This window comes from Kitasatospora sp. NPDC059827 (genome assembly GCF_042731675.1).
Taxonomy (GTDB): domain Bacteria; phylum Actinomycetota; class Actinomycetes; order Streptomycetales; family Streptomycetaceae; genus Kitasatospora.
Window position 1 is genome coordinate 100,357 of sequence record NZ_JBHWIV010000016.1, and the last position, 22,648, is coordinate 123,004.

General features: G+C 71.7%; 28 protein-coding genes. 16 read left to right on the forward strand and 12 right to left on the reverse strand.

Annotated features, from left to right (window positions below; translation table 11 throughout):
* Nucleotides 1-19: 19 nt before the first annotated feature.
* From ACFV8H_RS13440 to ACFV8H_RS13455, 4 genes are all read left to right on the forward strand, one after another.
* The gene (locus tag ACFV8H_RS13440; protein ID WP_380399240.1) at nt 20-1,069 is read left to right on the forward strand and encodes a FecCD family ABC transporter permease; all 1,050 of its coding nucleotides are present in this window, start codon (nt 20-22) and stop codon (nt 1,067-1,069) included.
* Entirely contained in the window at nt 1,066-1,917 is an 852-nt protein-coding gene (locus ACFV8H_RS13445) for an ABC transporter ATP-binding protein (RefSeq protein ID WP_380399242.1), read from the forward strand. The genes ACFV8H_RS13440 and ACFV8H_RS13445 overlap by 4 nt, the downstream gene beginning before the upstream one ends.
* Before the next feature lie 70 nt (nt 1,918-1,987).
* Nucleotides 1,988-2,986, forward strand: a complete 999-nt coding sequence (locus ACFV8H_RS13450; protein WP_380399244.1) for an ABC transporter substrate-binding protein — start codon at nt 1,988-1,990, stop codon at nt 2,984-2,986.
* A 160-nt stretch (nt 2,987-3,146) separates the two neighbouring features.
* Entirely contained in the window at nt 3,147-3,842 is a 696-nt protein-coding gene (locus tag ACFV8H_RS13455; protein WP_380399246.1) for a VC0807 family protein, read from the forward strand.
* A gap of 12 nt (nt 3,843-3,854) precedes the next feature.
* Here ACFV8H_RS13455 and ACFV8H_RS13460 read toward each other — a convergent pair whose 3' ends face one another.
* Complete coding sequence (locus tag ACFV8H_RS13460; protein ID WP_380399248.1) at nt 3,855-4,646, reverse strand: DUF6597 domain-containing transcriptional factor; 792 nt, start codon at nt 4,644-4,646, stop codon at nt 3,855-3,857.
* Between the two features lie 64 nt (nt 4,647-4,710).
* On the opposite strand from ACFV8H_RS13460, the gene ACFV8H_RS13465 reads away from it, so the two are divergent.
* Nucleotides 4,711-5,298 (forward strand): TIGR03086 family metal-binding protein, encoded by a 588-nt coding sequence (locus ACFV8H_RS13465; protein WP_380399250.1) that lies wholly within the window; start codon nt 4,711-4,713, stop codon nt 5,296-5,298.
* Between the two features lie 28 nt (nt 5,299-5,326).
* On the opposite strand, the gene ACFV8H_RS13470 is transcribed toward ACFV8H_RS13465, so the two are convergent.
* Nucleotides 5,327-5,743 (reverse strand): nuclear transport factor 2 family protein, encoded by a 417-nt coding sequence (locus ACFV8H_RS13470; protein ID WP_380399252.1) that lies wholly within the window; start codon nt 5,741-5,743, stop codon nt 5,327-5,329.
* Nucleotides 5,744-5,807: 64 nt separating this feature from the next.
* Complete coding sequence (locus ACFV8H_RS13475; RefSeq protein WP_380399254.1) at nt 5,808-6,683, reverse strand: LysR family transcriptional regulator; 876 nt, start codon at nt 6,681-6,683, stop codon at nt 5,808-5,810.
* Nucleotides 6,684-6,753: 70 nt separating this feature from the next.
* Here ACFV8H_RS13475 and ACFV8H_RS13480 point away from each other — a divergent pair, with 70 nt between their 5' ends.
* Complete coding sequence (locus ACFV8H_RS13480) at nt 6,754-7,122, forward strand: nuclear transport factor 2 family protein (RefSeq protein ID WP_380399256.1); 369 nt, start codon at nt 6,754-6,756, stop codon at nt 7,120-7,122.
* 221 nt (nt 7,123-7,343) lie between these two features.
* Here the strand turns inward: ACFV8H_RS13480 and ACFV8H_RS13485 are convergent, their stop codons facing one another.
* Nucleotides 7,344-7,601: a hypothetical protein gene (locus ACFV8H_RS13485; protein WP_380399258.1), complete on the reverse strand. Its 258-nt coding sequence runs from the start codon at nt 7,599-7,601 to the stop codon at nt 7,344-7,346.
* Nucleotides 7,602-7,612: 11 nt separating this feature from the next.
* Nucleotides 7,613-7,978: an ATP-binding protein gene (locus ACFV8H_RS13490; RefSeq protein WP_380399260.1), complete on the reverse strand. Its 366-nt coding sequence runs from the start codon at nt 7,976-7,978 to the stop codon at nt 7,613-7,615.
* Nucleotides 7,979-8,213: 235 nt separating this feature from the next.
* On the opposite strand from ACFV8H_RS13490, the gene ACFV8H_RS13495 reads away from it, so the two are divergent.
* The 5 genes from ACFV8H_RS13495 (at nt 8,214) to ACFV8H_RS13515 (ending at nt 10,848) form a co-directional block, all read left to right on the forward strand.
* Entirely contained in the window at nt 8,214-9,077 is an 864-nt protein-coding gene (locus tag ACFV8H_RS13495) for a helix-turn-helix domain-containing protein (RefSeq protein ID WP_380399262.1), read from the forward strand.
* A 4-nt stretch (nt 9,078-9,081) separates the two neighbouring features.
* The gene (locus ACFV8H_RS13500; RefSeq protein WP_380399310.1) at nt 9,082-9,261 is read left to right on the forward strand and encodes a DUF397 domain-containing protein; all 180 of its coding nucleotides are present in this window, start codon (nt 9,082-9,084) and stop codon (nt 9,259-9,261) included.
* A gap of 58 nt (nt 9,262-9,319) precedes the next feature.
* On the forward strand, nt 9,320-9,511 hold the full coding sequence (locus ACFV8H_RS13505) for a DUF397 domain-containing protein (RefSeq protein ID WP_380399264.1): 192 nt from the start codon (nt 9,320-9,322) through the stop codon (nt 9,509-9,511).
* Nucleotides 9,512-9,569: 58 nt separating this feature from the next.
* Nucleotides 9,570-9,761: a DUF397 domain-containing protein gene (locus ACFV8H_RS13510; protein ID WP_380399266.1), complete on the forward strand. Its 192-nt coding sequence runs from the start codon at nt 9,570-9,572 to the stop codon at nt 9,759-9,761.
* 322 nt (nt 9,762-10,083) lie between these two features.
* Nucleotides 10,084-10,848 (forward strand): hypothetical protein, encoded by a 765-nt coding sequence (locus tag ACFV8H_RS13515; RefSeq protein WP_380399268.1) that lies wholly within the window; start codon nt 10,084-10,086, stop codon nt 10,846-10,848.
* Nucleotides 10,849-10,936: 88 nt separating this feature from the next.
* Here ACFV8H_RS13515 and ACFV8H_RS13520 read toward each other — a convergent pair whose 3' ends face one another.
* Nucleotides 10,937-12,841: an RICIN domain-containing protein gene (locus ACFV8H_RS13520; RefSeq protein ID WP_380399270.1), complete on the reverse strand. Its 1,905-nt coding sequence runs from the start codon at nt 12,839-12,841 to the stop codon at nt 10,937-10,939.
* A 164-nt stretch (nt 12,842-13,005) separates the two neighbouring features.
* Here ACFV8H_RS13520 and ACFV8H_RS13525 point away from each other — a divergent pair, with 164 nt between their 5' ends.
* Nucleotides 13,006-13,713: a carbon-nitrogen hydrolase family protein gene (locus ACFV8H_RS13525; protein WP_380399272.1), complete on the forward strand. Its 708-nt coding sequence runs from the start codon at nt 13,006-13,008 to the stop codon at nt 13,711-13,713.
* Between the two features lie 106 nt (nt 13,714-13,819).
* Here the strand turns inward: ACFV8H_RS13525 and ACFV8H_RS13530 are convergent, their stop codons facing one another.
* Nucleotides 13,820-14,665 carry a helix-turn-helix domain-containing protein gene (locus tag ACFV8H_RS13530; protein WP_380399274.1) on the reverse strand — a complete coding sequence of 282 codons (846 nt, stop codon included), beginning with the start codon at nt 14,663-14,665 and terminating at the stop codon, nt 13,820-13,822.
* Nucleotides 14,662-15,417: a DUF6879 family protein gene (locus tag ACFV8H_RS13535; RefSeq protein WP_380399276.1), complete on the reverse strand. Its 756-nt coding sequence runs from the start codon at nt 15,415-15,417 to the stop codon at nt 14,662-14,664. Before ACFV8H_RS13535 ends, ACFV8H_RS13530 begins: the two co-directional genes overlap by 4 nt.
* 264 nt (nt 15,418-15,681) lie before the next feature.
* Between ACFV8H_RS13535 and ACFV8H_RS13540 the strand changes: the two genes are divergently transcribed.
* Entirely contained in the window at nt 15,682-15,981 is a 300-nt protein-coding gene (locus tag ACFV8H_RS13540) for a hypothetical protein (protein ID WP_380399278.1), read from the forward strand.
* Nucleotides 15,982-16,180: 199 nt separating this feature from the next.
* Nucleotides 16,181-16,951 (forward strand): hypothetical protein, encoded by a 771-nt coding sequence (locus ACFV8H_RS13545; RefSeq protein ID WP_380399280.1) that lies wholly within the window; start codon nt 16,181-16,183, stop codon nt 16,949-16,951.
* On the opposite strand, the gene ACFV8H_RS13550 is transcribed toward ACFV8H_RS13545, so the two are convergent.
* Nucleotides 16,905-17,975: a fatty acid desaturase family protein gene (locus ACFV8H_RS13550; RefSeq protein ID WP_380399282.1), complete on the reverse strand. Its 1,071-nt coding sequence runs from the start codon at nt 17,973-17,975 to the stop codon at nt 16,905-16,907. The two genes, ACFV8H_RS13545 and ACFV8H_RS13550, sit on opposite strands and share 47 nt — an antisense overlap.
* Nucleotides 17,976-18,200: 225 nt before the next feature.
* On the opposite strand from ACFV8H_RS13550, the gene ACFV8H_RS13555 reads away from it, so the two are divergent.
* Nucleotides 18,201-19,826 carry a serine/threonine-protein kinase gene (locus ACFV8H_RS13555; protein WP_380399284.1) on the forward strand — a complete coding sequence of 542 codons (1,626 nt, stop codon included), beginning with the start codon at nt 18,201-18,203 and terminating at the stop codon, nt 19,824-19,826.
* On the opposite strand, the gene ACFV8H_RS13560 is transcribed toward ACFV8H_RS13555, so the two are convergent.
* Nucleotides 19,823-20,425: a TetR/AcrR family transcriptional regulator gene (locus ACFV8H_RS13560; RefSeq protein WP_380399286.1), complete on the reverse strand. Its 603-nt coding sequence runs from the start codon at nt 20,423-20,425 to the stop codon at nt 19,823-19,825. The genes ACFV8H_RS13555 and ACFV8H_RS13560 overlap by 4 nt on opposite strands.
* A gap of 66 nt (nt 20,426-20,491) precedes the next feature.
* On the opposite strand from ACFV8H_RS13560, the gene ACFV8H_RS13565 reads away from it, so the two are divergent.
* Nucleotides 20,492-21,364 carry an alpha/beta fold hydrolase gene (locus ACFV8H_RS13565; protein WP_380399288.1) on the forward strand — a complete coding sequence of 291 codons (873 nt, stop codon included), beginning with the start codon at nt 20,492-20,494 and terminating at the stop codon, nt 21,362-21,364.
* Here ACFV8H_RS13565 and ACFV8H_RS13570 read toward each other — a convergent pair.
* Both ACFV8H_RS13570 and ACFV8H_RS13575 read right to left on the reverse strand, forming a co-directional pair.
* A complete protein-coding gene (locus ACFV8H_RS13570; protein WP_380399289.1) occupies nt 21,357-21,872 on the reverse strand; it encodes a hypothetical protein in 516 nt (171 codons plus the stop codon). The two genes, ACFV8H_RS13565 and ACFV8H_RS13570, sit on opposite strands and share 8 nt — an antisense overlap.
* Nucleotides 21,873-21,960: 88 nt before the next feature.
* Nucleotides 21,961-22,638, reverse strand: a complete 678-nt coding sequence (locus ACFV8H_RS13575) for a hypothetical protein (protein ID WP_380399291.1) — start codon at nt 22,636-22,638, stop codon at nt 21,961-21,963.
* Nucleotides 22,639-22,648: the final 10 nt, after the last annotated feature.

Sequence of the window (22,648 nt, forward strand, 5' to 3'; positions counted from 1 at the left end):
AGCGCAGCGAGGTGGGCGCATGACGTCGGTATCACTCCGGGGCTACTCGGTGGTGCGGGCCGGGCGGGCCTCGTTCCTGCTGCACCGGCGGTCGGCGCTGGCCGCCGGCGGGCTGCTGGTCGTGCTGGCGGCGACGGTGGTGGCCTCGCTGTGCCTGGGCGAGTCGACCGTCTCGCCGGGCGAGGTGGTCAAGGTGGTGCTGGGGCAGCCGAGTCCGGACGAGCTGGTGGTCGGGGAGTTCCGGCTGCCGCGCGTGGTGGTGGGGCTGCTGGTCGGGGCGGCGCTCGGGCTGGCCGGGGCGCTGGTGCAGACCGTCGCCCGCAATCCGCTGGCCAGCCCGGACGTGGTGGGCGTGACCTGGGGCGCGACCGTCACCGTGGTCGGGCTGATGGCGTACGGGGTGGTCGGCTCGACCGGGCAGGCGCCGTACGCGGCGGTCGGCGGCGGGCTGGCGGCCGGGCTGCTGGTGTACGCGCTGGCCTGGCGGCGGGGGCTGCACGCCCAGCGCTTCGTGCTGATCGGGATCGGGATCAGCGTGGCGCTGTCCTCGCTGACCTCCGTCTTCCTGACCAAGGGCGACGGCTTCCAGGCGCAGGCCGCGAAGGTGTGGATGACGGGCAGCCTGAACGGCACCGGTTTCGACCAGGCCGGGTGGCTGGCCTGGGTACTGCTGGCGACCCTGCCGGTGGCGTTGTGGGCGGCGCGGGCGCAGCGGTCGATCTCCTTCGACGACGCGACGGCCGTGGGCCTCGGGCTGCGGCTGGACCGGATCCGGCTGGGCATGGCGCTGCTGGGCATCGTGCTGGCCTCCTGTGCGGCGGGCGCCGCCGGGCCGGTGGACTTCGTGGCGCTGATGGCCCCGCAGATCGCGCTGCGGCTGGCCCGTTCGGTGCAGGTGCCGCTGCTGTGCTCGGCGCTGACCGGGGCGCTGGTGGTGGTCCTGGCGGACCTGATCGCCCGGCGGCTGCTCGCCCCGACCGAGCTGCCGGTGGGCGTGGTGACCGGCATGGTCGGCGCGCCGTACCTGATGTGGCTGTTGATCCGATCCCGCCGTGGAGGTTCCCGATGACCGCGAGCACGCACCGTACGACGGCGGGCCCGCACCGCTTGGAGGCCCGGGGCCTCACCCTGGCCTACGAGGCGCGCACGGTCGTCGAGGGCCTGGACGTCGGCATCCCGGACGGGCGGGTGACGGTGATCGTCGGCCCGAACGCCTGCGGCAAGTCGACGCTGCTGCGGGCGCTGGGCCGGTTGTTGAAGCCGGTGCGCGGCGCGGTGCTGCTCGACGGGCTGGAGCTGGCGCGGATGCCGACCAAGCGGGTCGCCCAGCGGCTCGGCCTGCTGCCGCAGTCGCCGACCGCGCCGGAGGGCATCTCGGTGGCGGACCTGGTCTCGCGCGGCCGCCAGCCGCACCAGAGCTGGTGGCAGCAGTGGTCGGCGGAGGACGAGGCGGCCGTCGCCGAGGCGCTGGAGCGCACCTCGACGGCGGAGCTGGCCGAGCGCAGCATGGACGAGCTGTCGGGCGGGCAGCGCCAGCGGGCCTGGATCGCGATGGCGCTCGCCCAGGGCACCGACGTCCTGCTGCTGGACGAGCCGACCACCTACCTGGACATCGCGCACCAGGTGGAGGTGCTGGACCTGGTGCGCCGGCTGAACGTCGAGCGCGGCCGGACGGTCGTCGCCGTGCTGCACGACCTCAACCAGGCGGCCCGGTACGCGGACCACCTGGTGGCGATGCGGGACGGCCGGGTGGTCGCCGAGGGCCCCCCGGGCGAGGTGGTGACGGCGGAGCTGGTGCGCGAGGTGTTCGGGCTGGACTCGGTGGTGGTGCCGGACCCGGTGACGGGCACTCCGCTGGTCGTGCCGGGGGCGCCGTGGACGGCGGCGGCCGAAACGGCGGAGACCGTGGACGCTTAACGACCTTTTAGCCACCATTTCGGACATAATCGACGGGCCCACCGCAGCCTCACCGCCCGAGGACCCGCCGATGCCCCGGATCTCCCGGATCTCCCGCCGTACGTTCCTCGCCGGGCTCGGCGGACTCGGCGGGGCCGCCGCGCTGACGGCGTGCAGCGGCTCCGGGGGCTCGCAGCCGCCGGCCGCGGACTTCGAGGCGAGCGGCACGCCCTCCCCCACCCCGCTGCCGCCGGTGACGGTGAACGCCGCGACCGGGCCGGTGCAGGTGCCGGGCGAGCCGGTGCGGGTGGTCGTGCTGGACACCGACGTACTCGACTCCGTGCTGACCCTGGGCATCACCCCGGTCGGGGCCGCGCTCCCGGCCGCCGACACCGGCTTCCCCGCCTACTGGCCTGCCTCCCGCACGGCGGGCGTCCGGCTGGTCGGCCCGGCCGGCGCGCCCGACCTCGCCGCCCTGCGAGCGCTGCGGCCGGACCTGATCCTCTCCAACCAGACCCGCGACGGCGACCGGTACGAGCAGCTGCGGGCGATCGCCCCGACCGTGCTCACCCAGACCACCGGGGCGCCCTGGAAGGCGAACTTCCAGCTGCACGCCCAGGCGTTGAGCCGGGTGGCGGCCGGGGCGGCCTTCGTCGCCTCGTACCAGAAGCACGCCGGGCAGGTGGCGGGGGCGCTGGCGGCGGCGAAGCTGTCCGGGCGCAAGGTGAGCCTGGTGCGGTTCACGGAGGGCGGCGGGATCCGGCTGTTCGGGCGCCAGAGCTTCCCCGGCAGCGTGCTGGCCGACGCCGGGGTGGGGCGGCCGGACGCGCAGAACGTCGACCAGTCCGACTTCGAGATCCCGCTCGACCAGATCGGCAGGGCGGACGGCGACCTGCTGCTGTACGCGACCTACGGCGACCCGGAGAAGGCGGGCGAGGAGGCGGCACTGGCGAGCCCGGGGTGGCAGGGCCTCGGGGCGGTCAAGGCACACCGGGCGTTCCCGGTGGACGACCAGCTGTGGTTCCAGGGGATCGGGTACACGGGGGCGAACTTCGTGCTGGACGAGCTCCAGCGCTTCCTCGGGGCCTGATCGGGGCTGGGGCTGGGGCTGGGCCCGAGTCGGGAACGGCATGGGCGCGGCCTCCTCCGCCCACTGACGATTAGTCGACATCGTCGGGTTGTGCAGCCGACCGTCGCTTCCGCCACAATGGCGCCGCCCATTCACACCGTTTCGTCCGGGGGACACCACCATGTCAACTGCGGTAGCTCCGACCGCTCCTGCCCGCAAGGGCAAGGCCGCCGCGCTCGGCTGGCTGATCAGCATCGCCTTCAACGTGGTCGCGCCGATCATGATCTACAACCAGCTGCACGACCACGGCTACAACGAGTCCACCGCCATCCTGCTCTCCGGCCTCGGCCCGGTGCTCGACACGGTGATCTACCTCGCCTGGCACCGCCGGATCGACGAGTTCGCCGTCGTCTCGCTGGTCTTCGTCGCCCTGACACTGGTGGTCTCGCTGGTCGGCCCGACCGACCCGAAGATGCTGCTGGCCAAGGACTCCTTCGTCTCGGGCCTGCCCGGCGTGCTCTACCTCGCCTCGCTGGCCGCGCCCAAGCCGATCATGTTCTACTTCGGCCGCAAGTTCGCCACCGACGGCACCCCGGAGATGGTCTCCTGGTGGAACTCGATGTGGCAGTACCCGGGTTTCCGGCTGGTGCAGCGCAACCTGACCGTCGTCTGGGGCACCGCGTTCATCCTGGAGGCCGCGCTGCGGATCGTGTTCGTCTACACGCTCTCGCACGGCACGGTGGTCACCATCAACAGCGTCCTTCCGTTCGCGGTGCTCGGCGGGCTGATCTACTTCACCATCACCTACGCCAAGCGGGCCAGCGCCCGTGGCCGGGCCGCCGCCGAGGCGGCCGCGGCTGCGACGGCGGCCGCCTGAGCCGCCTGATGTTCAGTCCGAACTCGCATAGCGGGCCGGGGAGATGCCGACCGCCGCGGTGAAGTCCCGGGTGAGGTGGGCCTGGTCGGCGTAGCCGAGTTCGACGGCGAGCGCCGCCAGGTCCAACGCCCCTTCCGTCGCCGCGCGTTCGGCGGCCTCGTGGAGCCGGGCACGGCGCAGCACCCACTTCGGGGAGGCGCCGACGTACTCGGCGAACAGCCGCTGGAGACGGCGGACGGTCAGGCCCAGCTCGCGGGCCAGGTCGTCCACCCGGCGCAGGTCCGGGGAGCCGGTGATCCGCTCCACCATCGCGGCGACCTCCTCGGCGACCGGGTCGGGCGCGGGCAGGCGCGGCAGCAGGAAGGCGTCGGCCCGCGCGGCGCTCGGCCCGTCCAGGACCAGGGCGTTGGCCTCGTCCGTCCCCGGCCCGAAGTAGTCGGCGGCGGGGACGGACCGGTCGGCCAGTGCGCTCACCGCGTGCCCCGCGAAGGGCCGGAAGGCGCCGGGGCGGAACTTCACGCCCAGCACGTGCCCGGCGCCTTCGAGACGGCGGACGAAGAGCGAGCGGTCCACCCCGTAGACGCGGGCCCGCGGGGCCTCGAAGACCAGGTGGACGTTCGGGTGGGCGAGCACCTTCTGCTCGTACGGCGGCCGGCCGGCCAGGTCCCACTGGACCACCCAGTAGAACTCCACGAAGCGCGCCACGGCGGGTGCGGGGGCGAGCCGTTCGACGCTGATCAGCTCGGCGGCCCGGGCCGGGTGGAGCACGCCGCGGCCGAGGTCGGCAGGGTCGGGGGCAACCATGGGGCCAGGCTAGTCGTCGCGTTTCTTCAAGACCGGGCAGCACCCCCCGGCGCACGATCGGGGCATGAACGCTCACCCCCTGCACCCCTTCCTGGCCCGTGCCGCCGCCGTCGCCTCAGAGGTCGCCGCCGGCGTCCCGGCCGGGGCCTCGATGGACGCGCCGACGCCCTGCGGGGAGTTCGACACCCGGGCGCTGATCAACCACTGGGTGCTGTACACCTCGCACGGCCTGGAGCACCGGGCCCGGCGCCTCGAACTGCCCGCGGCACTGGTCGAGCGGGACTTCACGGCGGCTCCGGACTGGCGCGCAGGGTACGCGGCCCAGTTGGAGCGGGCGGTGGCGGCGTGGGCCGACCCGGCGGCCTGGGAGGGGGACGTCGACCTCGGCGGCTCGCCGTTCCCGGCGGTGGGGATCGCCCGGATGCTGGTCCTGGAGCTGCTGCTGCACGGCTGGGACGTGGCGCGGGCCGTCGGCGGGGCGATCGAGGTGGACGAGGAACTGGCGCTGCTGGTGGGTGAGATCGTCGCGGAGAACGCCGAACTGTTCCGGCAGTACGGCGGGTTCGCGGAGCCCGTCGCGGTGCCCGAGGACGCCTCGGCGTGGGAGCGCGCGTTGGCTGCCTCGGGGCGTGACCCGCGGTGGAAGGGCTGACCCGAGGCGGAAGGGCTGACCGGCCCGGTCAGCTCATGAGGTCGGGGGCGAAGTAGTCCCGCAGGCGGGCGATCCTGCCGTCCCGGACCCGGACGATCTGCACCAGGGAGACCGCCCTGTCCTCCTGGCCCTCGTCCCCGTCGAAGACCGTGTCGATCTCGGCGATGAACACGTCGGGGTCGGCGGTGGTGTGCAGCACGTAGGCGGACTTCTCAACGTTCGGCGGGCGGTCGGCCTTCGCCTCGCTCCGTGCGTAGTACGCCGCCATGGCGGTGCGGATCTCCTCGCGCCCCACCAGCCGCTGGGGGAAGGCGGCGCCGGCGGGCATCAGCGGTGCCTCCAGGATGCCGTCCTCGGTGAAGCACTCGGCGAGGGCGTCGGCGTTGCGGGTCATCGCACCGGCGTAGACGTAGCTCTGGAAGATCTCCTGCGGCGTGCGGGACACGGCGGCCTCCTCGGGCTCGGGCTCGGAGTTTCACTCCATCACATCGCTTGTCAGGAGTGGCATTTCAGTCGGTCCGCATCGCCGCCGTGAGCTTGTCGTGGAGGAGGCGCACGGCCGGGGAGTGCTGGTCGCGGCGGGCGACCAGGCCGAGGCGGGCGTTCGTGGCGGCGTCGGTCAGCGGGACGGCCCGCAGTCCGACGCCCTCCACGGCGGAGGCACTGAGCACGGCCACCCCGGCGCCGCGCTCGGCCAGGCGGAGCACCGCCGCCGGGGAGCTGGCCTCGATGTCCACGCGCGGGTCGAGGCCGAGCTGGGCGCAGGAGCGGTCGTAGGCGGCACGGAGCCCGGTGCCCGGGGAGAGGCAGAGGATCTTCTCGCCGCACAGGTCGGCGAGGGTCAGCCCGGGGCGGTCGAGGGGGTGGCCGACAGGGACGACGGCGGCGATCGGGTCGTCGACGACCACCCCGACCTCCAGGCCGGGGGCCACCTCGCCCGCGTAGCCGATCAGGGCCAGGTCGAGGGCGCCCGCCAGGACCCGGGACTGGAGCAGGTCGGAGTGCCCCTCGTGGAGGCTCAGCTCGATGCCGGGGTGGGTGCGGCCGAGGTCGGCCACGGTGTCCAGGAACGGCGGGATCGAGCAGCCCATGATCATGCCGAGCCGGACCCGGCCGCGGACGGCGTCGGCGAACTCGGCGGCGGTGTGCTGGATGGCGTCCAGGGTGGCCAGCGCGTTCTTGGCGAGCGGCAGGATGGCCTCGCCGACCGGGGTGAGGTGGACCCGGCGGCCGGTACGGTCGAGGAGATTCTGACCCAACTCCTTCTCCAGCTTGGCGACTTGGGTGCTCACGCCGGACTGGCTGACGTGCAGGCGGGCGGCGGCGGCCGTGAAGGAACCCTCGTCGACGACGGCGGCGAAGTAGCGCAGCTGGTGCATCTCCATAACTGATGATGATAGCTGGCATCGGATCTATCTGTTGGACGGATGAATGAGACGGCGGAAGGATGGAGGCATGACGACGACGAAGAACGCGCGAGAGCTGGCCGAGACCTACTTCACCGCCTGGGAGGCAGGCGACTTCGACACCCTCCGGGGCCTGCTGGCCGAGGACGTCGACTTCGTGGGCCCGCTCGGCAAGGCGGCCGGGATCGACCAGGCGCTGGGCGGGCTGCGGGGGCTCGGTCAGGTCCTGGAGAAGATCGACGTGAAGGTGCGGGTGGCGGAGGGCGACGAGGTCATCACCTGGTTCGAGCTGAACACCAGCATTGCGCCGCCGGCGCCGACGGCGAACTGGATGCACGTGGAGGACGGGAAGATCGCGCGGATCCGGGTCACCTTCGACCCGCGCGAGGTGCTGGCGGGATTCGAGAAGAAGGCCTGAGGAGGACTGGGAAGGACTGAGAAGGCCCGAGGAGGGCTGAGCGGGGCGGGCAGCAGCAGGATCGGAGGGCCGTGATCGCCGGGGGCGGTGGCGGCCCTCTTCGGCTGTGCGCGCTCAGGCGTCCTCGTCGGGCGCGGGCGGGGCCGCGCGGAGGGCGGTGACGACCCCCAGGGCGACCGTGGCGATCGCGAGGGCGAGGAGCGTCGCGAAGGCGGCGGCGATCAGGAACCGCACGGGCGCTCGCGGTCGCGGGAGTGGTCTCGGTCGCGGTCGGCGTCGAGGAGCAACGTGAGGAGGTTCAACAACGTCGACGCCGGGGCCGTGTTGAAGCAGACCAGGACGCGGCCGTCGAGGGTCCGGTCGGTGGCGGCCGAGGGGAAGATCAGGCCGAACTTGCGCCCGCGCTCGTGGAGTTCGGCGAGGAGGCTGAGGATGTGGTCCTCGGTGAAGGCCCGGATCCGGGGATCGGTCGGCTGCATCGGGTCGCGGCTCACTGGGCACCGTCCAGCTCGAACCAAACGACCTTGCCGTGCTCGCGGGGGTCGACGCCCCAGCGGGTGGTGAGGCCCTCGACCAGCTGGAGTCCGCGCCCGGACTCGGCGAGGACGGAGGGGGCGTGGAGGTCGGGGAAGAGCGGGCTCTCGTCGGAGACGGAGACCCGGAGGGTGTTGCGGGTCATAGCGAGGATCTGGACGACGGGGGCGGGGGTGTTGCCGTGGTGCCAGGCGTTCACGAGGAGTTCGGAGAGGCAGAGTTCGGCCTCGAAGATGGTGGTGGCGGGCCAGCCGAGGCGGACCATGGCGTCCTGGAGGGACTGGCGGCCGAGGGCGAGCGAGGGCGTGTTGAGGTGACGCATGGGAATTCTCCCGGGCGTGGTTGAGAGGGGGAATCCGGCGGACACACGTCGCCGTGAGCCAGGCCAGGCAGATGGGCATGGCTGCTCTGCGGCGCTTGCTGGCAAGCGTTACTGACGATCCGTCGGATCGAGGTGAGAACGACGATAGCGCACACAGTCTTTCGCTTAAGACCTTCGCGCAAAACTTCCCTCTAACGTGGGGCAGACTGGTCGCAGTACCCGCAGAGAGGACGCCATGGCCCTTCGACCGAACCCGACCCTGCGCCAACGGCGAGTGGGGACTGAGCTGCGAAGGATGCGGGAGCAGGCCGGCCTCGGCGGCAACCAGCTGGCACGCGAACTCGGCATCCACGCCGCCCAGGTCACACAGATGGAGACCGGGAAGAGCGGCATCAGCGTCGAGCGGCTGCGCACCATAGCCGCGGCATGCCTCTGCGGCAACCAGCCACTGATCGATGCCTTGGCCGACATGGTCTCGGAGCGCGGGAAGGGCTGGTGGGAGAAGTATCGCGGGACGCTTTCCACGGACTTTCTGGAGATCGCCGAGCTTGAGGCGAACGCGCACAGCATCTCGACCTGGGCCACGACTTACGTCCCGGGCCTGCAGCAGACCGAGGACTACGCGGCTGCGATGTTCTCACGCTTCACTCCTTCGCCTCCCAGTCACGACCTCGACGCACGGACGTCCTTCCGTATGCAGCGGAAGGAGGCTGTTCGACATGGCAAAACACCGTACGCGTCGTTCATCCATGAAGCAGCGCTGCGAATGCAGTTCGGAGGACCCCGGGTCCTCGCCGATCAGCTGAATCATCTCGTCGATGACTCGCTGGCTGGTCGAATCTCCGTCCGCGTAGTGCCCTTCGACCTCGACACCTTTCCCGGTGGCGGCGAGAACATCATGTTCATCGAGGGCCCCGTGCCCGAACTCGCCACACTCCAGATGGATACTGCAATGGGCAGCATGTACTTCGACGCCCAGCCGAGCCTGACGCGCCATCGAGATGTGTTCGCACGCCTAAACTCCGTTGCGCTCTCCGAGCCCGAGTCGCGGGAGTTCATTCGATCCATCGAGTATGAGATGCGAGGCAAGTATGCGTGACTCCATGTGGCAGAAGTCCAGTTACAGCGGGGCTTCGAACGAGTGCGTGGAGGTCCGTATAGCCAGCGGGGCCGTCGAACTGCGCGAGTCCGACGAAGGCCGCCTCGTCCTCCGCACCACACCGGCCGCCCTCGCCGCGCTCCTCCAGGGCATCAAGGCCAGGGAGTTCGACCACCACGCCTAATCTCCCAGCCCTTCGCGCGCCCACCGCGCGGCGGGCCGACCGAGCCAAGGAGGACCACGTGCACGACCCGGCCTGGCAGAAGTCCAGCTACTGCGGAGCTAACGACACGTGCGTCGAGGTCCGAACGGTTGGCAGCGCCATTGAAATCCGGGAATTTGACGAGAGCCACCTCGTCCTCCGAACCACCCCCGCAGCCCTTGCCGCCCTCCTCCAGGGCATCAAGGCCACCGAGTTCGACCACCACGCCTAATCTCCCAGCCCGCCGCGCGCCGACCGCGCGGCGGGCCAGCCGATCGGAGGAGGACCATATGCGCGACTCGGCATGGCAGAAGTCCAGTTACAGCGCCTCAGGCAATGAGTGCGTCGAAGTCCGTACCGTGGGCCGGCTGATCGAACTCCGTGAGTCCGATGAGGGCGACACCATCCTCCGCACCACCCCCGACGCCCTCTCCTCCCTCCTCCAGGGCATCAAGGGCGGCGAGTTCGACCACCCCGCCTAACAGCCCCAAGCCACCGGAGCAGGAAGTCGACCCCGCCGACTTCCTGCTCCGCTCCCTCCCGCCGCAGAGGCCATTCGAAAGCGCTTCGACAGTCCTTCGAAAGAGGTTCGACAGTCCGCAGGTGAAAGACCTGTGTCCTCCTGCGCAGAGCCTTGCTGTGGGCAGATCCCACCATTACTACTGTCCTCAGCCGCAAGCGCTTCGACACTTCGCGCCTGCGTGAGCCCGGACCCGCTGGCGGGCGCCACCTCGCTGCCGCCAGATCCCCCCACCCACCAAGCCGGGTCCGGGACCACCCCCACCGCCGTCCTTGGAGGGACACATGAGATGGCACACCCGTAAATCCATCACCAGCACGTCGGCCAGGTTCGGTCGGCTGGCCCTGACCGGCGCCGTGATCGCCGGGTTCCTGAGCCTCGCGTCTCCCGCCCACGCCCAGGTGTCCTCCACCTGCGACAAGGGGGGCCAGTACACCCAGGGCAGTTGGACGATCTACAACAACATCTGGGGCCAGAACGCCGGTTGGCAGTGCCAGACCGTCAACAGCATCAAGTCCTGGTACGTCGACGGCAGCCAATCCGGCGGCGGGATCAAGTCCTACCCGAACACCGGGGTCCGGCCCCGGACGCCGCTGTCGCAGCTGAACTCGGCGGGCTTCTGGTACAACACCTCGTCCGCTCCCGCCTCCGGCAGTGACTGGTGGGACTGGACGAGCGACTTCTGGTCGACCGGCAACCAGGACGAGATCATGGTCTTCACCAGCTGGTACCCGACCGCGGGCGGCTGGGGCAAGCAGATCGCGTCCAACGTGACCATCGGGGGCATCCTGTACTCGCAGGTCTGGCAGGCCGATCCCGGCTGGAACGTCCTGCAGCTCATCCCCGCCCAGCAGAGCACCTCCGGCACCATCGACGCCTCGGCGGTCTGGCGCTGGGCCGCGTCGTGGAACCTCCTGCGCAACACCACCTTCGACACGATGCAGTTCGGCATCGAGATCACCTCGACCAGCGGCGTGCAGAAGCGGTACTCGCTGAACTCCTACAGCGCCTGGTGGAACAACACCTCCGGCGGCGGTTCGAGCATCTAGCCGCAAGGCGCCCGACACGGGGCGAGCCCCAGGCCACCGGCCTGGGGCTCGCCTTTCCCTTCCTGCTCCGGATTCCCGCCGCCGGTGGCTACTTGAGCGGCGTGCCGCCCGAGTTGCGGTACGCGGTGGTCCTGTTGATCAGGTTGCCGCCGTCGGACTCGACCGTGGTCTGTTCCTGCTGGCCCGGGCCGAACAGGAGGGCGGCGACGTGGGCGTTCGCCACCTGGTCCATGTGCGAGAGGAACCAGTCGACCTTGTCGTCCTTGTAGTGGCCGAAGGTGTTGTTCTGCGCCGTGTTGCCCAGCGGGATCTGCCACAGCACGACCGGCTTGCCCACCGACTCGGCCATCGTCCTGAACCACCCCATCATGGCGGTGGCCTTCTGGTCGTTCCAGAAGGTGTCACGGCCGCCGTTCGCCGGCTGCGCGTACCAGCCCGCGTCGCGGTCCACCACGTCGGCGACCAGGAAGTCGGCGTTCTTCGCCCCGAGGTCCGCGTAGTCGTTGACGCACTTCTGCGTGTTGCTCGACCAGTCCCAGCAGGTGAGGTGGAGCCCGGCGCCGGTGTTCGGCGCGTACTTGTGCACCATCGAGATCAGGCACTGGGCCAGGCCGACGGCACTGTTCTCCTGCGATCCGCAGTCCGTCGGGTTCGCGGCCCTGACCTGCGCGGCGATCTGGTGCGGGTTGCCGAGCGACCGGACGTAGCCCCAGAAGTCGGGCTCGATGTCGATCGAGTCCTGCGCGTTGCCGATCTTCTGGAGGAAGAAGCGGTAGTCGTTCATGTAGCGGGTGAGCAGATCGGTCCGGTTGATGGCGACGACCTCGCCCGGACCGTCGCCCTGGCCCGCCAGGTCTCCCAGGTCGCGCAGCGAGTACCAGGTCCAGAAGAACTTCTGCGGGCGCGACTTGCCCTGGTACATCGCCTTGGTCACGTGGTCGTCGTTCCAGCTCACGTAGAAGCCGGGCGCCGTGGTCTCGCCGCTCCAGCAGCCCCACCAGCTCGACCACGAGGCCTTGCAGAGCGAGGCCGAGTAGTAGTCCGACGAGGGCGCGGGCTGGCTGTGCACGTAGGCGTAGCGCACGTCGAACGGCGCGGCGGTCGCCGAGGCGTCGTTCATCATGCCGCCGATGAGCACCGTGTTGCTGCCCATGAAGCTCTTCGTCGAGCTGCTGCCGCCTCCGGTGGCCGGGGACGCCGGGGACGCCGGAGGCGCCGACGCCGGGCGGGTACCGCTCGGAGCCTGGCTCGCCGGAACACTGCCGCCCGACGTGGCAGGCGTGGTCGGCTTGGTGGACGCGGTGGGCGCGGTGGGCGCGGCACTGCTGCCCGAACTCCCCTCGTTCCCGGTGCTGCTGGCACCACCGGCGCCGCCGGCGCCACCGGCCGGAACGAGCTGCCACTGCTGCTGGGGGCCGTTCCAGTCGTGGTACTGGGCGATGCGGCTCCCCTCGACCTTGGAGCCGCCCGGGACCTCGACGGCCTTGCCGTTGAAGCGGTTGACCAGACGCACGTAGCCGTCCGACGACTTCTCCAGGTGGAACTGCTGGTTGGCGCCGTTCAGGTCGCTCCACTGCACCAGCTCGGCACCCTCGGTGGTCGACCAGTTGTAGTCGTCCAGCACCTTGCCGGAGTTCCGGTTCTGCAGCCGGTAGTTCCCGTCACCCGCGTCGATGAACTTCCACTGCTGGTTGGTCCCGCCGTTACGGCTCCACTGCGCGAGCGGAGCACCGTCGTTGGTGGCGTAGGCGGGGGCGTCCAGCGCCTCGCCGGTGCTGCGGTTGACCAGCACGTACCAGGCGTTGGTGTCCACGGTCCCCGCCGAGGCCGTGTTGACCACGACCACGGAGCCGCCCACGACCGCCAGGCCGACGGCCGCCCAGAAACCGCGGCGCTGGTACAGGCGACGGCGGCGATGCGTCTGCCGCCGGCCACCGGGAGACGCCTCGGCCTCCGCCGGCGCCTCCGACGACGTGGATGGGCGAGGGAACATGTCGATGCTCTCTTTCAGCCGTTGCCTCCGACCGGACCGCCTGTCCGGACACCACCCAGTTGTCACCGCCCCCGGAAAGGGTTGCCGCGGACCGCGAATATTTTTCGAGCAGGAAGTCGACCCCGCCGACTTCCTGTTCCGCGCCCTCCCCCATGCTGGCCACCATGAAGATCGCTGCCGCCCAGCTGACCTGCGCCCCTGCCGACATCCCCGCCAACGTCCGCCAACTCGTCGCCCTCGCCGAGCAGGCCCGCGCCCAGGGCGCCGAGCTGATCGTCTACCCCGAGTTCGCGCTCACCGGCTACGAACTCGAAGCCCTCGCCGCCGACCCCACCCTCTGGGTCACCCCGGACGACCCCCGCCTCGCCCCGCTCCGGGCCACCGGCATCGCCGTCGTCCTCAACTGCGCCGTCCCCACCGACGGACCCCGGCCCGCCATCGGCACCTACGTGTACGGGCCCGACGGCGCACTGATCACCACCTACCTCAAGCAGCACCTCTACGAGAACGAGCAGGGCACCTTCACCGCGGGCGACCAGGACGGCCGCTTCGAACTCGGCGGCCTCCGCTTCGCCCTCGCCACCTGCTTCGACAACCACTTCCCCGACCTCACCGGCCGGGGCGGCACCGACGGCTGCGACATCCACCTCGCCAGCTCCCTCTACGGCACCGGCGGCGGCATCCACGAGCGCGCCACCGTCTACCCGGGTATCGCCCGGCAGACCGGCATGCACGTCGTCCTCGCCAACCACGTCGGCCCCTCCGGCCCCTGGACCGGCTGCGGCGGCGCCGCCCTCTGGTCCCCCGCCGGCACCCCCCTCGCCGAGGCCGACGACCACACGGCGACGGTCGCCGTCGCCGACATCCCGTAACGGAGACGGCCCCTGCCGGGCTCAGCCGCCCCCGCCCCCGGCAGCTGAGCCCGGGACGACAGCGAACAAGGGCGGCCGCGCACTCCGAGGCACCGTCCCCCGGGCCTCAGCGACTCCGTCGAAGTGCCTGACCGGCGCGAGCGATCACCCGGTGGGCCGCCGGCCCGTAGACGGCACTCTCCTCCAGGGCCTCCCACGCCCTGAGGTGAAGTGCGACGTCCGACGGATCGTCCAACCACATCTCCGCGTGCCAGGACTCGGTGATGACCAACGCGCCGTCGTGGATCGAGAATCCGACTCCTGCGGGCACTGCGAGATCGGCGTCGAACGGCACGATCCCGAGTCGAACGTTCACCCGCGCCAGCAGCGGTACCAATGCCTCCAACTGGTCTGCCAACACAGCCGGAGGACAGAGCCGAGAGACGAGAGCCCCTTCCCACACCAGGAAGTGAAACGATCGCGCCCCGTCCCGGAGTGCGAGCTTGCGCTCCATGCGGGCCGTCACCGCGGCCTCGACATCGCGAACCGACAGATGGATCCTGGTGTACCGGGTGAGCACCTCCCGCGCGTAATCAGCGGTCTGCAGCAGACCCGGAACGAGGGTCGGGTCGAACGACCGCCGGTCCTTGGTCCGTCTGCCCTGCGCGGCGTGGGCCTCCTGAACCGGCCGGACACCACCGGCCAGTTGGCGCCGCCACGAACGGTACTGCGTCTCCAGTGTCCGAAGTCGACCCACCAGCTCGGCACCCGCATCCGGCCGTCCGACCGCCTCGGCCCATGCCACCGCATCCGCCGCCGTGGGCGACTGCCGACCGGTCTCCACCTTGCTGACCTTCGACTGCGGCCAACCCAGCCGCAAGGCCAGCGCACGCCCCGACAGGCCGCTCTCGGTGCGGAGTTCACGCATCCGGGCACCGAGAGCCACCCGCGCCTGCTGGAAGTCGGTGCTCACATGGCGGAAGGTACCTGAGCCAGGAACTCCCTGTAGCGGATCGCGTGGTGCCAGGCCGCGTCGCGCGCCTGGCAGGCGCGGAGGACCTCCAACGGGTCGGTGACCAACTCCATGCCGATGGTGCGCTCGCCCTCGAAGTGGAAGCGGGCGACCGTGCGGGAGTCGAACAGCCAGAAGTCCGACAGCCCACCCAGTCCGGCCGCCTCGGCATCCGCACGCCACATGCAGCGGATGTCCTCACCGGCCGCGACGTTGGTCCGGGCGCACGCGAGCAGGTACCGCTGCCCCTCGGTCGGCGGGTTGTCCACCAATCGCACCCGCTCGAACCGCTTCCCCTTGCCGACCATGCGGCGGACGTTGTCGAACCAGGGATGCCCGACCTCACCAGCGGTGTCGCCCGTGCGGAGGAACTCGGCGTAGGAGGGCATCTGCTGGTCGGAGAGGTAGCCGGTCATGGTCTCCAACCGCCAAGCAGTGTGCTCGAATCCATCGTTGATGAACTCATTGATCTTCTGCTGAGGCACGAACTCCGGCACGACCGTCGACTCCTTCGGCGCGAACCTCACGAGCAGTTCGCGAGGCACGACTACGAAGCCTTCATCCTGCTTCACATACTTGAGCTGCGCCACATCCTCGGGATCCGTCACGGCATCTCCCTGCACCACGACTTCGCCGGTGTCGACGTCCTCGTACAGCGTCGGGCAGTCCCCGACTCCCGAAGTGCTACCAAGGACCCGCAGTCGCCTCGCCATGGCCATTCCTCTCTCCCAACGACCAGAGGGATCCCATGATCGAGGCCAACTCGCCGACTGTCAGAGGCTATTCTCGATTATTCCCGGCCGACGGAAGACCCGTCCGGAGCTGGACGAGAACCGTTCGAGGCTGCTCGAAATCCTTGCGGATCTCGACTGCCGGATGCCGGAATACTCAAGAATCACCGACCCCTCTCCTCCCTGCCCCCGCCTACCTTGCTGGTCGAGGGCGGCCTTCCGCGCCGCCCCTGAAAGGGGAATCACATGCCCATGTCCAGCGACGGCAAGCACGGTGGCGGGTCCGGGTCCGGCAAGGGGGGCGGGCAGCAGGACGACTCCCGGGCCGTCACCTCCTGGGCCACCGTCGACCGGGAGCCCGGCCGGACCGCCTACGAGGTGGTGCAGTCCGGCCCCAGGCGGCTCTGGGACGAGGTCGAGGCCGCCTGGGGCCGGTGGGACGCGCACGGCCGTCCGGGCTTCGAGCGGTTCGGGCTCACCGTCTCTCCCGACGGCCAGGCGGTGTGGCTGGACACCCCCGACTTCCCGGTGCAGCAGTGGCCCTGACGAGGTGTCGGCGAATGGGCGTGCCGAGCGCGGTCGGAGTCCGGTAGCGTGCACGAAGGAGTGCCGGGAAGCCTGGTCGGCGAGCAAGGGACAGTTGTGTCCGCTGGCCGGTCCGGGGGTGGTGTGCGTGGCGCTCGACGCGAAGTCCGCCGGCGCGCCGTCGGCCCGGCCACAGCCGCGGACCGGGGGGAGAACCGTCATGATCCACCGTTCCGCACCGACACCGTGGACCCGCACCGGCGGCGTGCTGCTCGCCGCGGCGGCGCTGGTCCCGGCAGCGGCAGCCTGGCACGTGCTCACCGTCACGGTTCCGTACGAGACCGAGCAGTACCGCTCGTACGCCGCCGCCCCGGCCTGCCCGGCCGGGAGCCCGGGCGCGGCGGTCGAGGAGTGCGTGCGCACCGCGCCGTTCACCGTCAGCGGCACGGTCGTCCGGAACGCGGGCAAGAGCTCCGTGTTCCGGGCGACGCTGGACGGCGCGCCGTTCTGGAGCGGCGAGGTGGGGTTCGGCGACGCCGGGCCGGTGCTGGAGGCCTTGAAGCCCGGTGACCGGGTGGACGGCACGGTGTGGCGCGGCCGGGTGATGCGGCTGGAGCGGGCCGGTGTCGCGCAGGCCTCCTACGACGAGCCGCTCGACGAGGTGCAGTTCACCGCCGGGGTGGGCACCCTCGCCGCGCTGCTGGCGGTGCTCACCGCGGCCCTGGGCGTGCTGATGTTCAACGGCCGCCCCGGCATCGCCGCCCTCGCCCGGTCGCTCTTCCTCTGCAGCCTGCTGACCTGCGGTGTGCCCGCGCTGCTCGCGTACCTGGTGGAGCTGCCGTGGTGGACGGTGCCGGTCGCGGCCGTCCCGGCCACGCTGCTCGCGGCGGGAACGGTGTGGCGCCGGCACAGCGGGAACGGCCCGGGGGAAGCCCGGCGGCCCCTCAACTCCCGGAGCGGATCGGCTCGCCGGTCCGGTGCAGGTGGGTGATGATCTCCCGGTACGAGCGGAGCAGGCCGACCTCGTAGTACGGGATGTCCTTCTCCGCGCAGAACTCCCGGGTGATCCGGGCGGCCCGCCCGAGCGCGGGGGTCGGCATGCTGGGGAACAGGTGGTGCTCCACCTGGTAGTTGAGGCCGCCCATCAGCGCGTCGAGGATCGGGCCGCCGCGGACGTTGCGCGAGGTGAGCACCTGGCGGCGCAGGAAGTCGAGCCGCATCCCGGGCGTCACCATCAGCATGCCCTTGTGGTTCGGCGCGAAGACGCAGCCCAGGTAGACGCCGAACAGCGCCTGGTGCACGGCGACGAAGGCCACGGCCTTGCCGAACGGCAGCGCGCCGAAGACCAGGCCGAAGTAGGCCGCGAAGTGGACGACCAGCAGGACGCCCTCCAGCACCGGCCGCTTCACCGCGGGGCCGCGCAGCGCGCGGAAGCTGTTGAAGCTGAGGTTGAGGCCCTCCAGCAGGAGCAGCGGGAAGAACAGGTACGCCTGCCGGCGGCCGATGAAGCGGGCCAGTCCGCTCGCCTGCCGGGCCTGCCGCTGGGACCAGACCACGAGGTCGGGCGAGACGTCCGGGTCGCGCTCCTCGTGGTTGGGGTTGGCGTGGTGGCGGGTGTGCTTGTTCATCCACCAGCCGTAGCTCATGCCCATCAGCAGGTTGGCGGCGATCCGCCCGCCGATCTCGCTGGGCGCCCGCCGGGTGAACACCTGGCGGTGCGCCAGGTCGTGCGAGAGCAGGGCGACCTGGGCGAAGACGACGGACATCACGGCCGCCAGGGCGAGCTGCCACCAGGTGTCGCCGATCGCGTACAGGGCGCACCAGCCGTCGACGAACGCGAAGAGCACCAGCCCGATGCGGGCCGCGTAGTAGCCGGGGCGGCGCTCCAGCAGGCCCTCGGCGGCGATCCGGCGGCTCAGCTGGGCGAAGTCGCTGCCGCCGCCGCCCTCCGGCTGCGGGGCGGCGGCCGCCGGAGCCGGCGCGGCCTTGGTCATCGTCACGGGCTGTGTGGGCATGCCCCGAGTCTGCTGGGCCGGGCACAGCCGTAGAACGGGGAAAGCACCCTTCCCGTACGGGTGTTAACCCCCGCAGCGGGAGGGGTGTCAGCAGGCCCGGGGGCCTGGGCGCATCCCGCAGCCGGTTGATCCACCCGGAGCCCTGCCCGTACTGTCGGCTCGCGGCGGCATCGGGGACGTCGGGGGCGTCGGGGACGTCGGGGCGATCGAGAGCGGGGCGGGGCCGTGACCGAAGAGGCGACACCAGGACGGCTGGTCGGCGGTCGCTACCGGCTCGTCCGGCAGCTGGGGGCCGGCGGCTTCGGGCGGGTCTGGCAGGCCCACGACGAGACGCTGGGCATCGACGTGGCCGTCAAGCAGCTGTGGCTGCCGCCCGCGACCTCCGAGGGCGAGCGGGCCGAGCGGCTGGCCCGGGCCGAGCGCGAGGCGCGCAACGCCGCCCGGCTGCGCGACCGGCCGCACGTGGTGGCCGTCCACGACGTGCTGGTCGAGGACGGCATGCCGTGGATGGTGATGCAGCTGGTCCCGGGCGGCTCGCTGAGCGACCGGCTGGCCGCGCACGGGCCGCTGCCGGTCGAGCGGGTGGCCGACGTCGCCCGTGCCCTGCTGACCGCCCTCGGCGCCGCCCACGCGGCCGGGGTGGTGCACCGGGACGTCAAGCCCGCCAACGTGATGCTCGCCGACGACGGCGAGGTGCTGCTCGCGGACTTCGGGATCGCCGTCCACCAGGCCGACACGACGCTCACCGCGACCGGGGCGTTCGTCGGCTCGATCGAGTACATCGCGCCCGAGCGGGCGCGCGGCGTGGACGGGCAGGCCGCCTCGGACCTGTTCTCCCTCGGCGTCACCCTGTACCAGGCGGTCGAGGGCGTCTCACCGTTCCGCCGGGACTCGGCGACGGCCTCGCTCACCGCCGTACTGTTCGACCCGCCCGCGCCGCCGCGCAACGCCGGCCGGCTGGCGCCGCTGATCCTGGCGCTGCTGGCCAAGGATCCGGAGCAACGGCCCGGCACGGCACAGGCGTTGGCGATGCTCGACCGGTCCGTCCCGGACCTGCCCACTGCCCTGGACCAGCCGACTGCCCTGGCGCCGCCCACTGCCCCGGACCAGCAGCTCCCGGCCGCGACCACTGAGGGCTGGGCGGACGATCTCGACGTGACGCCGGCATCGGAGGCTCCGTCGCGCCCCTACCTGACGATCACGGTCGCGGTCGCCGTGGTCGCCATCATCGCCGGAGCGATCTGGCTGCTGGCGGCCTCGCGCCCCGAGGACGACAAGACCAAGCAGCCCGCGACCGGGGTGGGAGCCGTCTTCCCCGCTCCGGCGTCGGGCAGTCCCGGGATGAGCCCGTCGCAAGGCTCACCGGCCGGCCTTCCGGACCTCCCCACCCCCTGCAACGTCTCCTCCACGGCCACCGCCAAGCTCGGGCTCACCCAGCGGGGCCAGGAGGACGTCAAGCCCGAGCGCCGCCGGTGCGACTGGTGGACCGACGGCTCCTCCCGACTCCCGTACAACTTCGCCAGTGCGCAGACCTACCGGGGCCCGTACAGCGGCAAGCCGGGCGCGCAGCCGGTGCGGATCGCCGACGCCGTGAACGCGCAGGAGTACCTCGACGACAAGCCCAGCAACAACGGCATCGCCTACTGCCGCGTCGAGTGGCCCACGGGCGACGGCGGCTACGCCTCGGCCGTGATGCAGTCCCCCAAGGGCTCCGACTCCAGCCATCTCTGCGAGTTCACCGAGGAGTGGGCGGACGGGCTGTACGAGAGCCTGGCCGACGTAGCGCGCCCGACCGCGCCCGCTGATGGGGGCACGACGGCTGTACCAGTGCCTGGCTCACCAGGGCGCTAACCGCGCGGCGCCAGGAACAGCTCGTCCAGGTGGTGGGTGAGGACGGCCAGCGCCTGCTCGCCGGTGCGCTGGCCGCCGAGGACGCTCGACCCCAGCCCGTTGACCATCGCCAGCAGTCCGGCGGCGGCCATCTCGACGTCCCGCCCGGGTGCGATCGTTCCGGCCGCCTGAGCGGCGCGCAACTGCTTGACCAGGAAGCCCTCCAGGACGACGGGCGGCTGCGCGGCCCGCTGCTCCAGCACCTCGGGGTCGCCCAGCACCAGCGTGTAGTACGCCGCGTACGTCCGGGTGATCCGGCGGCTCTCGGCGTCGGTCGGCAGGATGCAGGAGAGGATCGCGGTCACCACCTCGCGCGGGGCGCGGGCCTCGCCGATCCAGCGCTCCATCCGGGCCTGGAGCTGGGTGCCGAGCCGGGCCAGGGCGTCCAGCAGCAGGCCCTGCTTGGTCGTGAAGTAGTACTGGACGAGCCGGAGCGAGACGCCGGCCTCGGTCGCGACCGCCCGCATGCTGGCCGACTGCAGGCCCTCGGTGTCGGCGATGCGCAGCAGGGCCTCGGCGATCTGCCGTCGGCGCTCCTCATGGTCGACCTTCTCGGCCACGGTTCGGCCTCCCTTGTCCCGGTGCACGTTGGTACACACGTATCATGCATGTGATACACATGTACCATGCGAATCAGCGAGTTCACGAACGGCAAGGCCGAAGCCCGCTTCCGCACCGCCTACGAGCACGCCCTGACCCGCCTCTGGCCCGGGCAGCGCACCGCGACGACCGTGCCCACCGCCTTCGGCGCCACCCGCGTCCTGCGCGCCGGCCCCGCCCACGGGCAGCCGGTCGTCCTGCTCCCCGGCTCCGGCGGCAACGCGCTGATGTGGCACGCGTACGTCGAACGCCTCGCCCAGCGGCACCCCGTCATCGCCGTGGACACCGTCGGCGAACCGGGCGCCAGCGTGCAGACCACCCCGATCAGGGACGGCCACGACGCCGCCGACTGGCTGGAGGACCTCCTCGCCGCCCTCGACGTCCCCACCGCCCACCTGGTCGGCTGCTCCTACGGCGGCTGGATCGCCCTCCACCACCAGCTCCGCCACCCCGGCCGGACCGCCACCCTCACCCTGGTCGACCCGGCCGGCCTGGCCGACGTCGGCCGCCGCTTCTACACCTGGCTGATCCTCGGCGGCCTCGCCGCCCTGGCCCCGCGCGCGCTCCGCCCCCGCCTGGCCCGGGCGATCGGCAACAGCGCCATCCTGGAGGCCGAGCTGATGACCCTGATGCGCGCCTCGACCGGCTTCCGCCGCCGCCTGCCGCTGGCCACCACCCTCGACGACGCCGAACTGGCCCGCCTCGACGCGCCCGCGCTCTTCCTGCTCGGCGAGCGCAGCGCCCTGCACGACGCCCGGGCCGTCGCCGAGCGGCTGCACCGGCTCACCCCGGCCGCCCGGGTCCGGATCGTGCCCGGCGCCGGGCACTCGCTGACCACGGACGACCCGGCGACCGTCCTCGACGGGATCCTCACCATGGCGGCCTCGCAGGTCAGTTGACCGCCGCGACGACCTCGTCCGCCTTGTCGTCGTCCTCGTCCTCGTCCGCGTCCTCGTCCTCGGCCGGCCCGGGCGCGAGGACCATCGGCCAGTCCTCCTCGCAGGCCAGCAGCACCTCCAGGGGCACGTCGGCCGCCCCGGTGAACACGGCGGTGGCCTCGGAGAGCCGGGCCGGCAGGCCCGGGACGGTCACCTCGGCGGTGAGGACCACGGCGGCCTCCGGATCGAGGGCCGAACGGAGCGGAAAGTCGAGCGGGTCGACGCGCACCTGCACCAGGGCGTACGGGTAGACGGCGATCGACACCGTCAACCGGTCGCCGTCCCGGCTCTGCTCGGCCCAACCGTCGGTCGCCAGCAGGAAGAAGGCCCGGTCACCCTCGTAGCAGTACGAGCCGAGCCGGTCCAACGCCCGTTCACCCGGGGTGCCGTCGGGGTCGACGACCAGGACGGCGACGTGCGCCCCCCGGTCGCTCGGGTCGAGGTCGGAGCGGACGTACAGACGGGCCACCGGGCACCTCCGGGTCGCGGAACGGGATCGGGCCCGTCACCGTACCCCGCAAGGGAGTTGGGCGACGGGCCCGGGGGCCGCGCTACGGTCAGGCCGCCGCCCGGTCCGCCGCCTCGCGCCGCGCCACCACCTGCCGCCGGACCGCCCAGACCGCCCCGCCGAGCACGAAGCCGTAGACCGACACCAGCCCGTGGCCGTTCTCCTGGGCGAACCACATCGCCAGGCCGAGCGCCGGGACGCCGGCGGCCAGGGCGATCTCCTTGGGGAGCCGGGTGCGGGTGAGGAAGGCGAGGGCCAGGGTGGCGCCGAGGAAGTAGGTGGCGCCGGAGCTGCCGGCGAAGTTGCGGGGGTCGGTGCTGGGGCCGCCGCCGATGCCGAACAGGGTGTCGATCCGGCCGGGCAGCAGGATGCCGGCCAGGAAGAAGCCGAGGGTGAGCGTGCCGCCCCAGTACCACTGGGCGAGCGCGGCGACGGCGGCGAGGGTGACGAGGTTCCACAGGCCGCCGAAGAGGCCGCCGTTCTGCATGAACACCGAGGTGTACTCGCGCCACCAGCCGGACCGGGCCGGGTCCGCGTCCAGCGCGTCCATGGCGCCGGACCACACCAGTTGGAGCAGCACCCCGCCGACGGCGACGGCGGTCAGGGCGATCGCCGCCCACGGGAGCGACCGTCCGCGCAGGGTGTCGCGGCCGACCACGCCGAGCCCGCAGTTGACCATCATGACCATCAGCGCAGCCGTGGTCACGTTGAAGACGATGGCGTCCATGACTGGCCCT

Bases quoted from the DNA above. Each gene is read 5' to 3' on its own strand.
- ACFV8H_RS13515 (WP_380399268.1), top strand. From the start codon at position 10,084: ATGAGATGGCACACCCGTAAATCCATCACCAGCACGTCGGCCAGGTTC.
- ACFV8H_RS13455 (WP_380399246.1), top strand. From the start codon at position 3,147: ATGTCAACTGCGGTAGCTCCGACCGCTCCTGCCCGCAAGGGCAAGGCC.
- ACFV8H_RS13550 (WP_380399282.1), bottom strand. From the start codon at position 17,975: ATGCCCACACAGCCCGTGACGATGACCAAGGCCGCGCCGGCTCCGGCG.
- ACFV8H_RS13540 (WP_380399278.1), top strand. From the start codon at position 15,682: ATGCCCATGTCCAGCGACGGCAAGCACGGTGGCGGGTCCGGGTCCGGC.
- ACFV8H_RS13450 (WP_380399244.1), top strand. From the start codon at position 1,988: ATGCCCCGGATCTCCCGGATCTCCCGCCGTACGTTCCTCGCCGGGCTC.
- ACFV8H_RS13490 (WP_380399260.1), bottom strand. From the start codon at position 7,978: ATGCGTCACCTCAACACGCCCTCGCTCGCCCTCGGCCGCCAGTCCCTC.
- ACFV8H_RS13445 (WP_380399242.1), top strand. From the start codon at position 1,066: ATGACCGCGAGCACGCACCGTACGACGGCGGGCCCGCACCGCTTGGAG.
- ACFV8H_RS13475 (WP_380399254.1), bottom strand. From the start codon at position 6,683: ATGGAGATGCACCAGCTGCGCTACTTCGCCGCCGTCGTCGACGAGGGT.
- ACFV8H_RS13545 (WP_380399280.1), top strand. From the start codon at position 16,181: ATGATCCACCGTTCCGCACCGACACCGTGGACCCGCACCGGCGGCGTG.
- ACFV8H_RS13565 (WP_380399288.1), top strand. From the start codon at position 20,492: ATGCGAATCAGCGAGTTCACGAACGGCAAGGCCGAAGCCCGCTTCCGC.
- ACFV8H_RS13535 (WP_380399276.1), bottom strand. From the start codon at position 15,417: ATGGCGAGGCGACTGCGGGTCCTTGGTAGCACTTCGGGAGTCGGGGAC.
- ACFV8H_RS13465 (WP_380399250.1), top strand. From the start codon at position 4,711: ATGAACGCTCACCCCCTGCACCCCTTCCTGGCCCGTGCCGCCGCCGTC.
- ACFV8H_RS13520 (WP_380399270.1), bottom strand. From the start codon at position 12,841: ATGTTCCCTCGCCCATCCACGTCGTCGGAGGCGCCGGCGGAGGCCGAG.
- ACFV8H_RS13440 (WP_380399240.1), top strand. From the start codon at position 20: ATGACGTCGGTATCACTCCGGGGCTACTCGGTGGTGCGGGCCGGGCGG.
- ACFV8H_RS13575 (WP_380399291.1), bottom strand. From the start codon at position 22,638: ATGGACGCCATCGTCTTCAACGTGACCACGGCTGCGCTGATGGTCATG.
- ACFV8H_RS13495 (WP_380399262.1), top strand. From the start codon at position 8,214: ATGGCCCTTCGACCGAACCCGACCCTGCGCCAACGGCGAGTGGGGACT.
- ACFV8H_RS13510 (WP_380399266.1), top strand. From the start codon at position 9,570: ATGCGCGACTCGGCATGGCAGAAGTCCAGTTACAGCGCCTCAGGCAAT.
- ACFV8H_RS13500 (WP_380399310.1), top strand. From the start codon at position 9,082: ATGTGGCAGAAGTCCAGTTACAGCGGGGCTTCGAACGAGTGCGTGGAG.
- ACFV8H_RS13480 (WP_380399256.1), top strand. From the start codon at position 6,754: ATGACGACGACGAAGAACGCGCGAGAGCTGGCCGAGACCTACTTCACC.
- ACFV8H_RS13460 (WP_380399248.1), bottom strand. From the start codon at position 4,646: ATGGTTGCCCCCGACCCTGCCGACCTCGGCCGCGGCGTGCTCCACCCG.
- ACFV8H_RS13525 (WP_380399272.1), top strand. From the start codon at position 13,006: ATGAAGATCGCTGCCGCCCAGCTGACCTGCGCCCCTGCCGACATCCCC.
- ACFV8H_RS13485 (WP_380399258.1), bottom strand. From the start codon at position 7,601: ATGCAGCCGACCGATCCCCGGATCCGGGCCTTCACCGAGGACCACATC.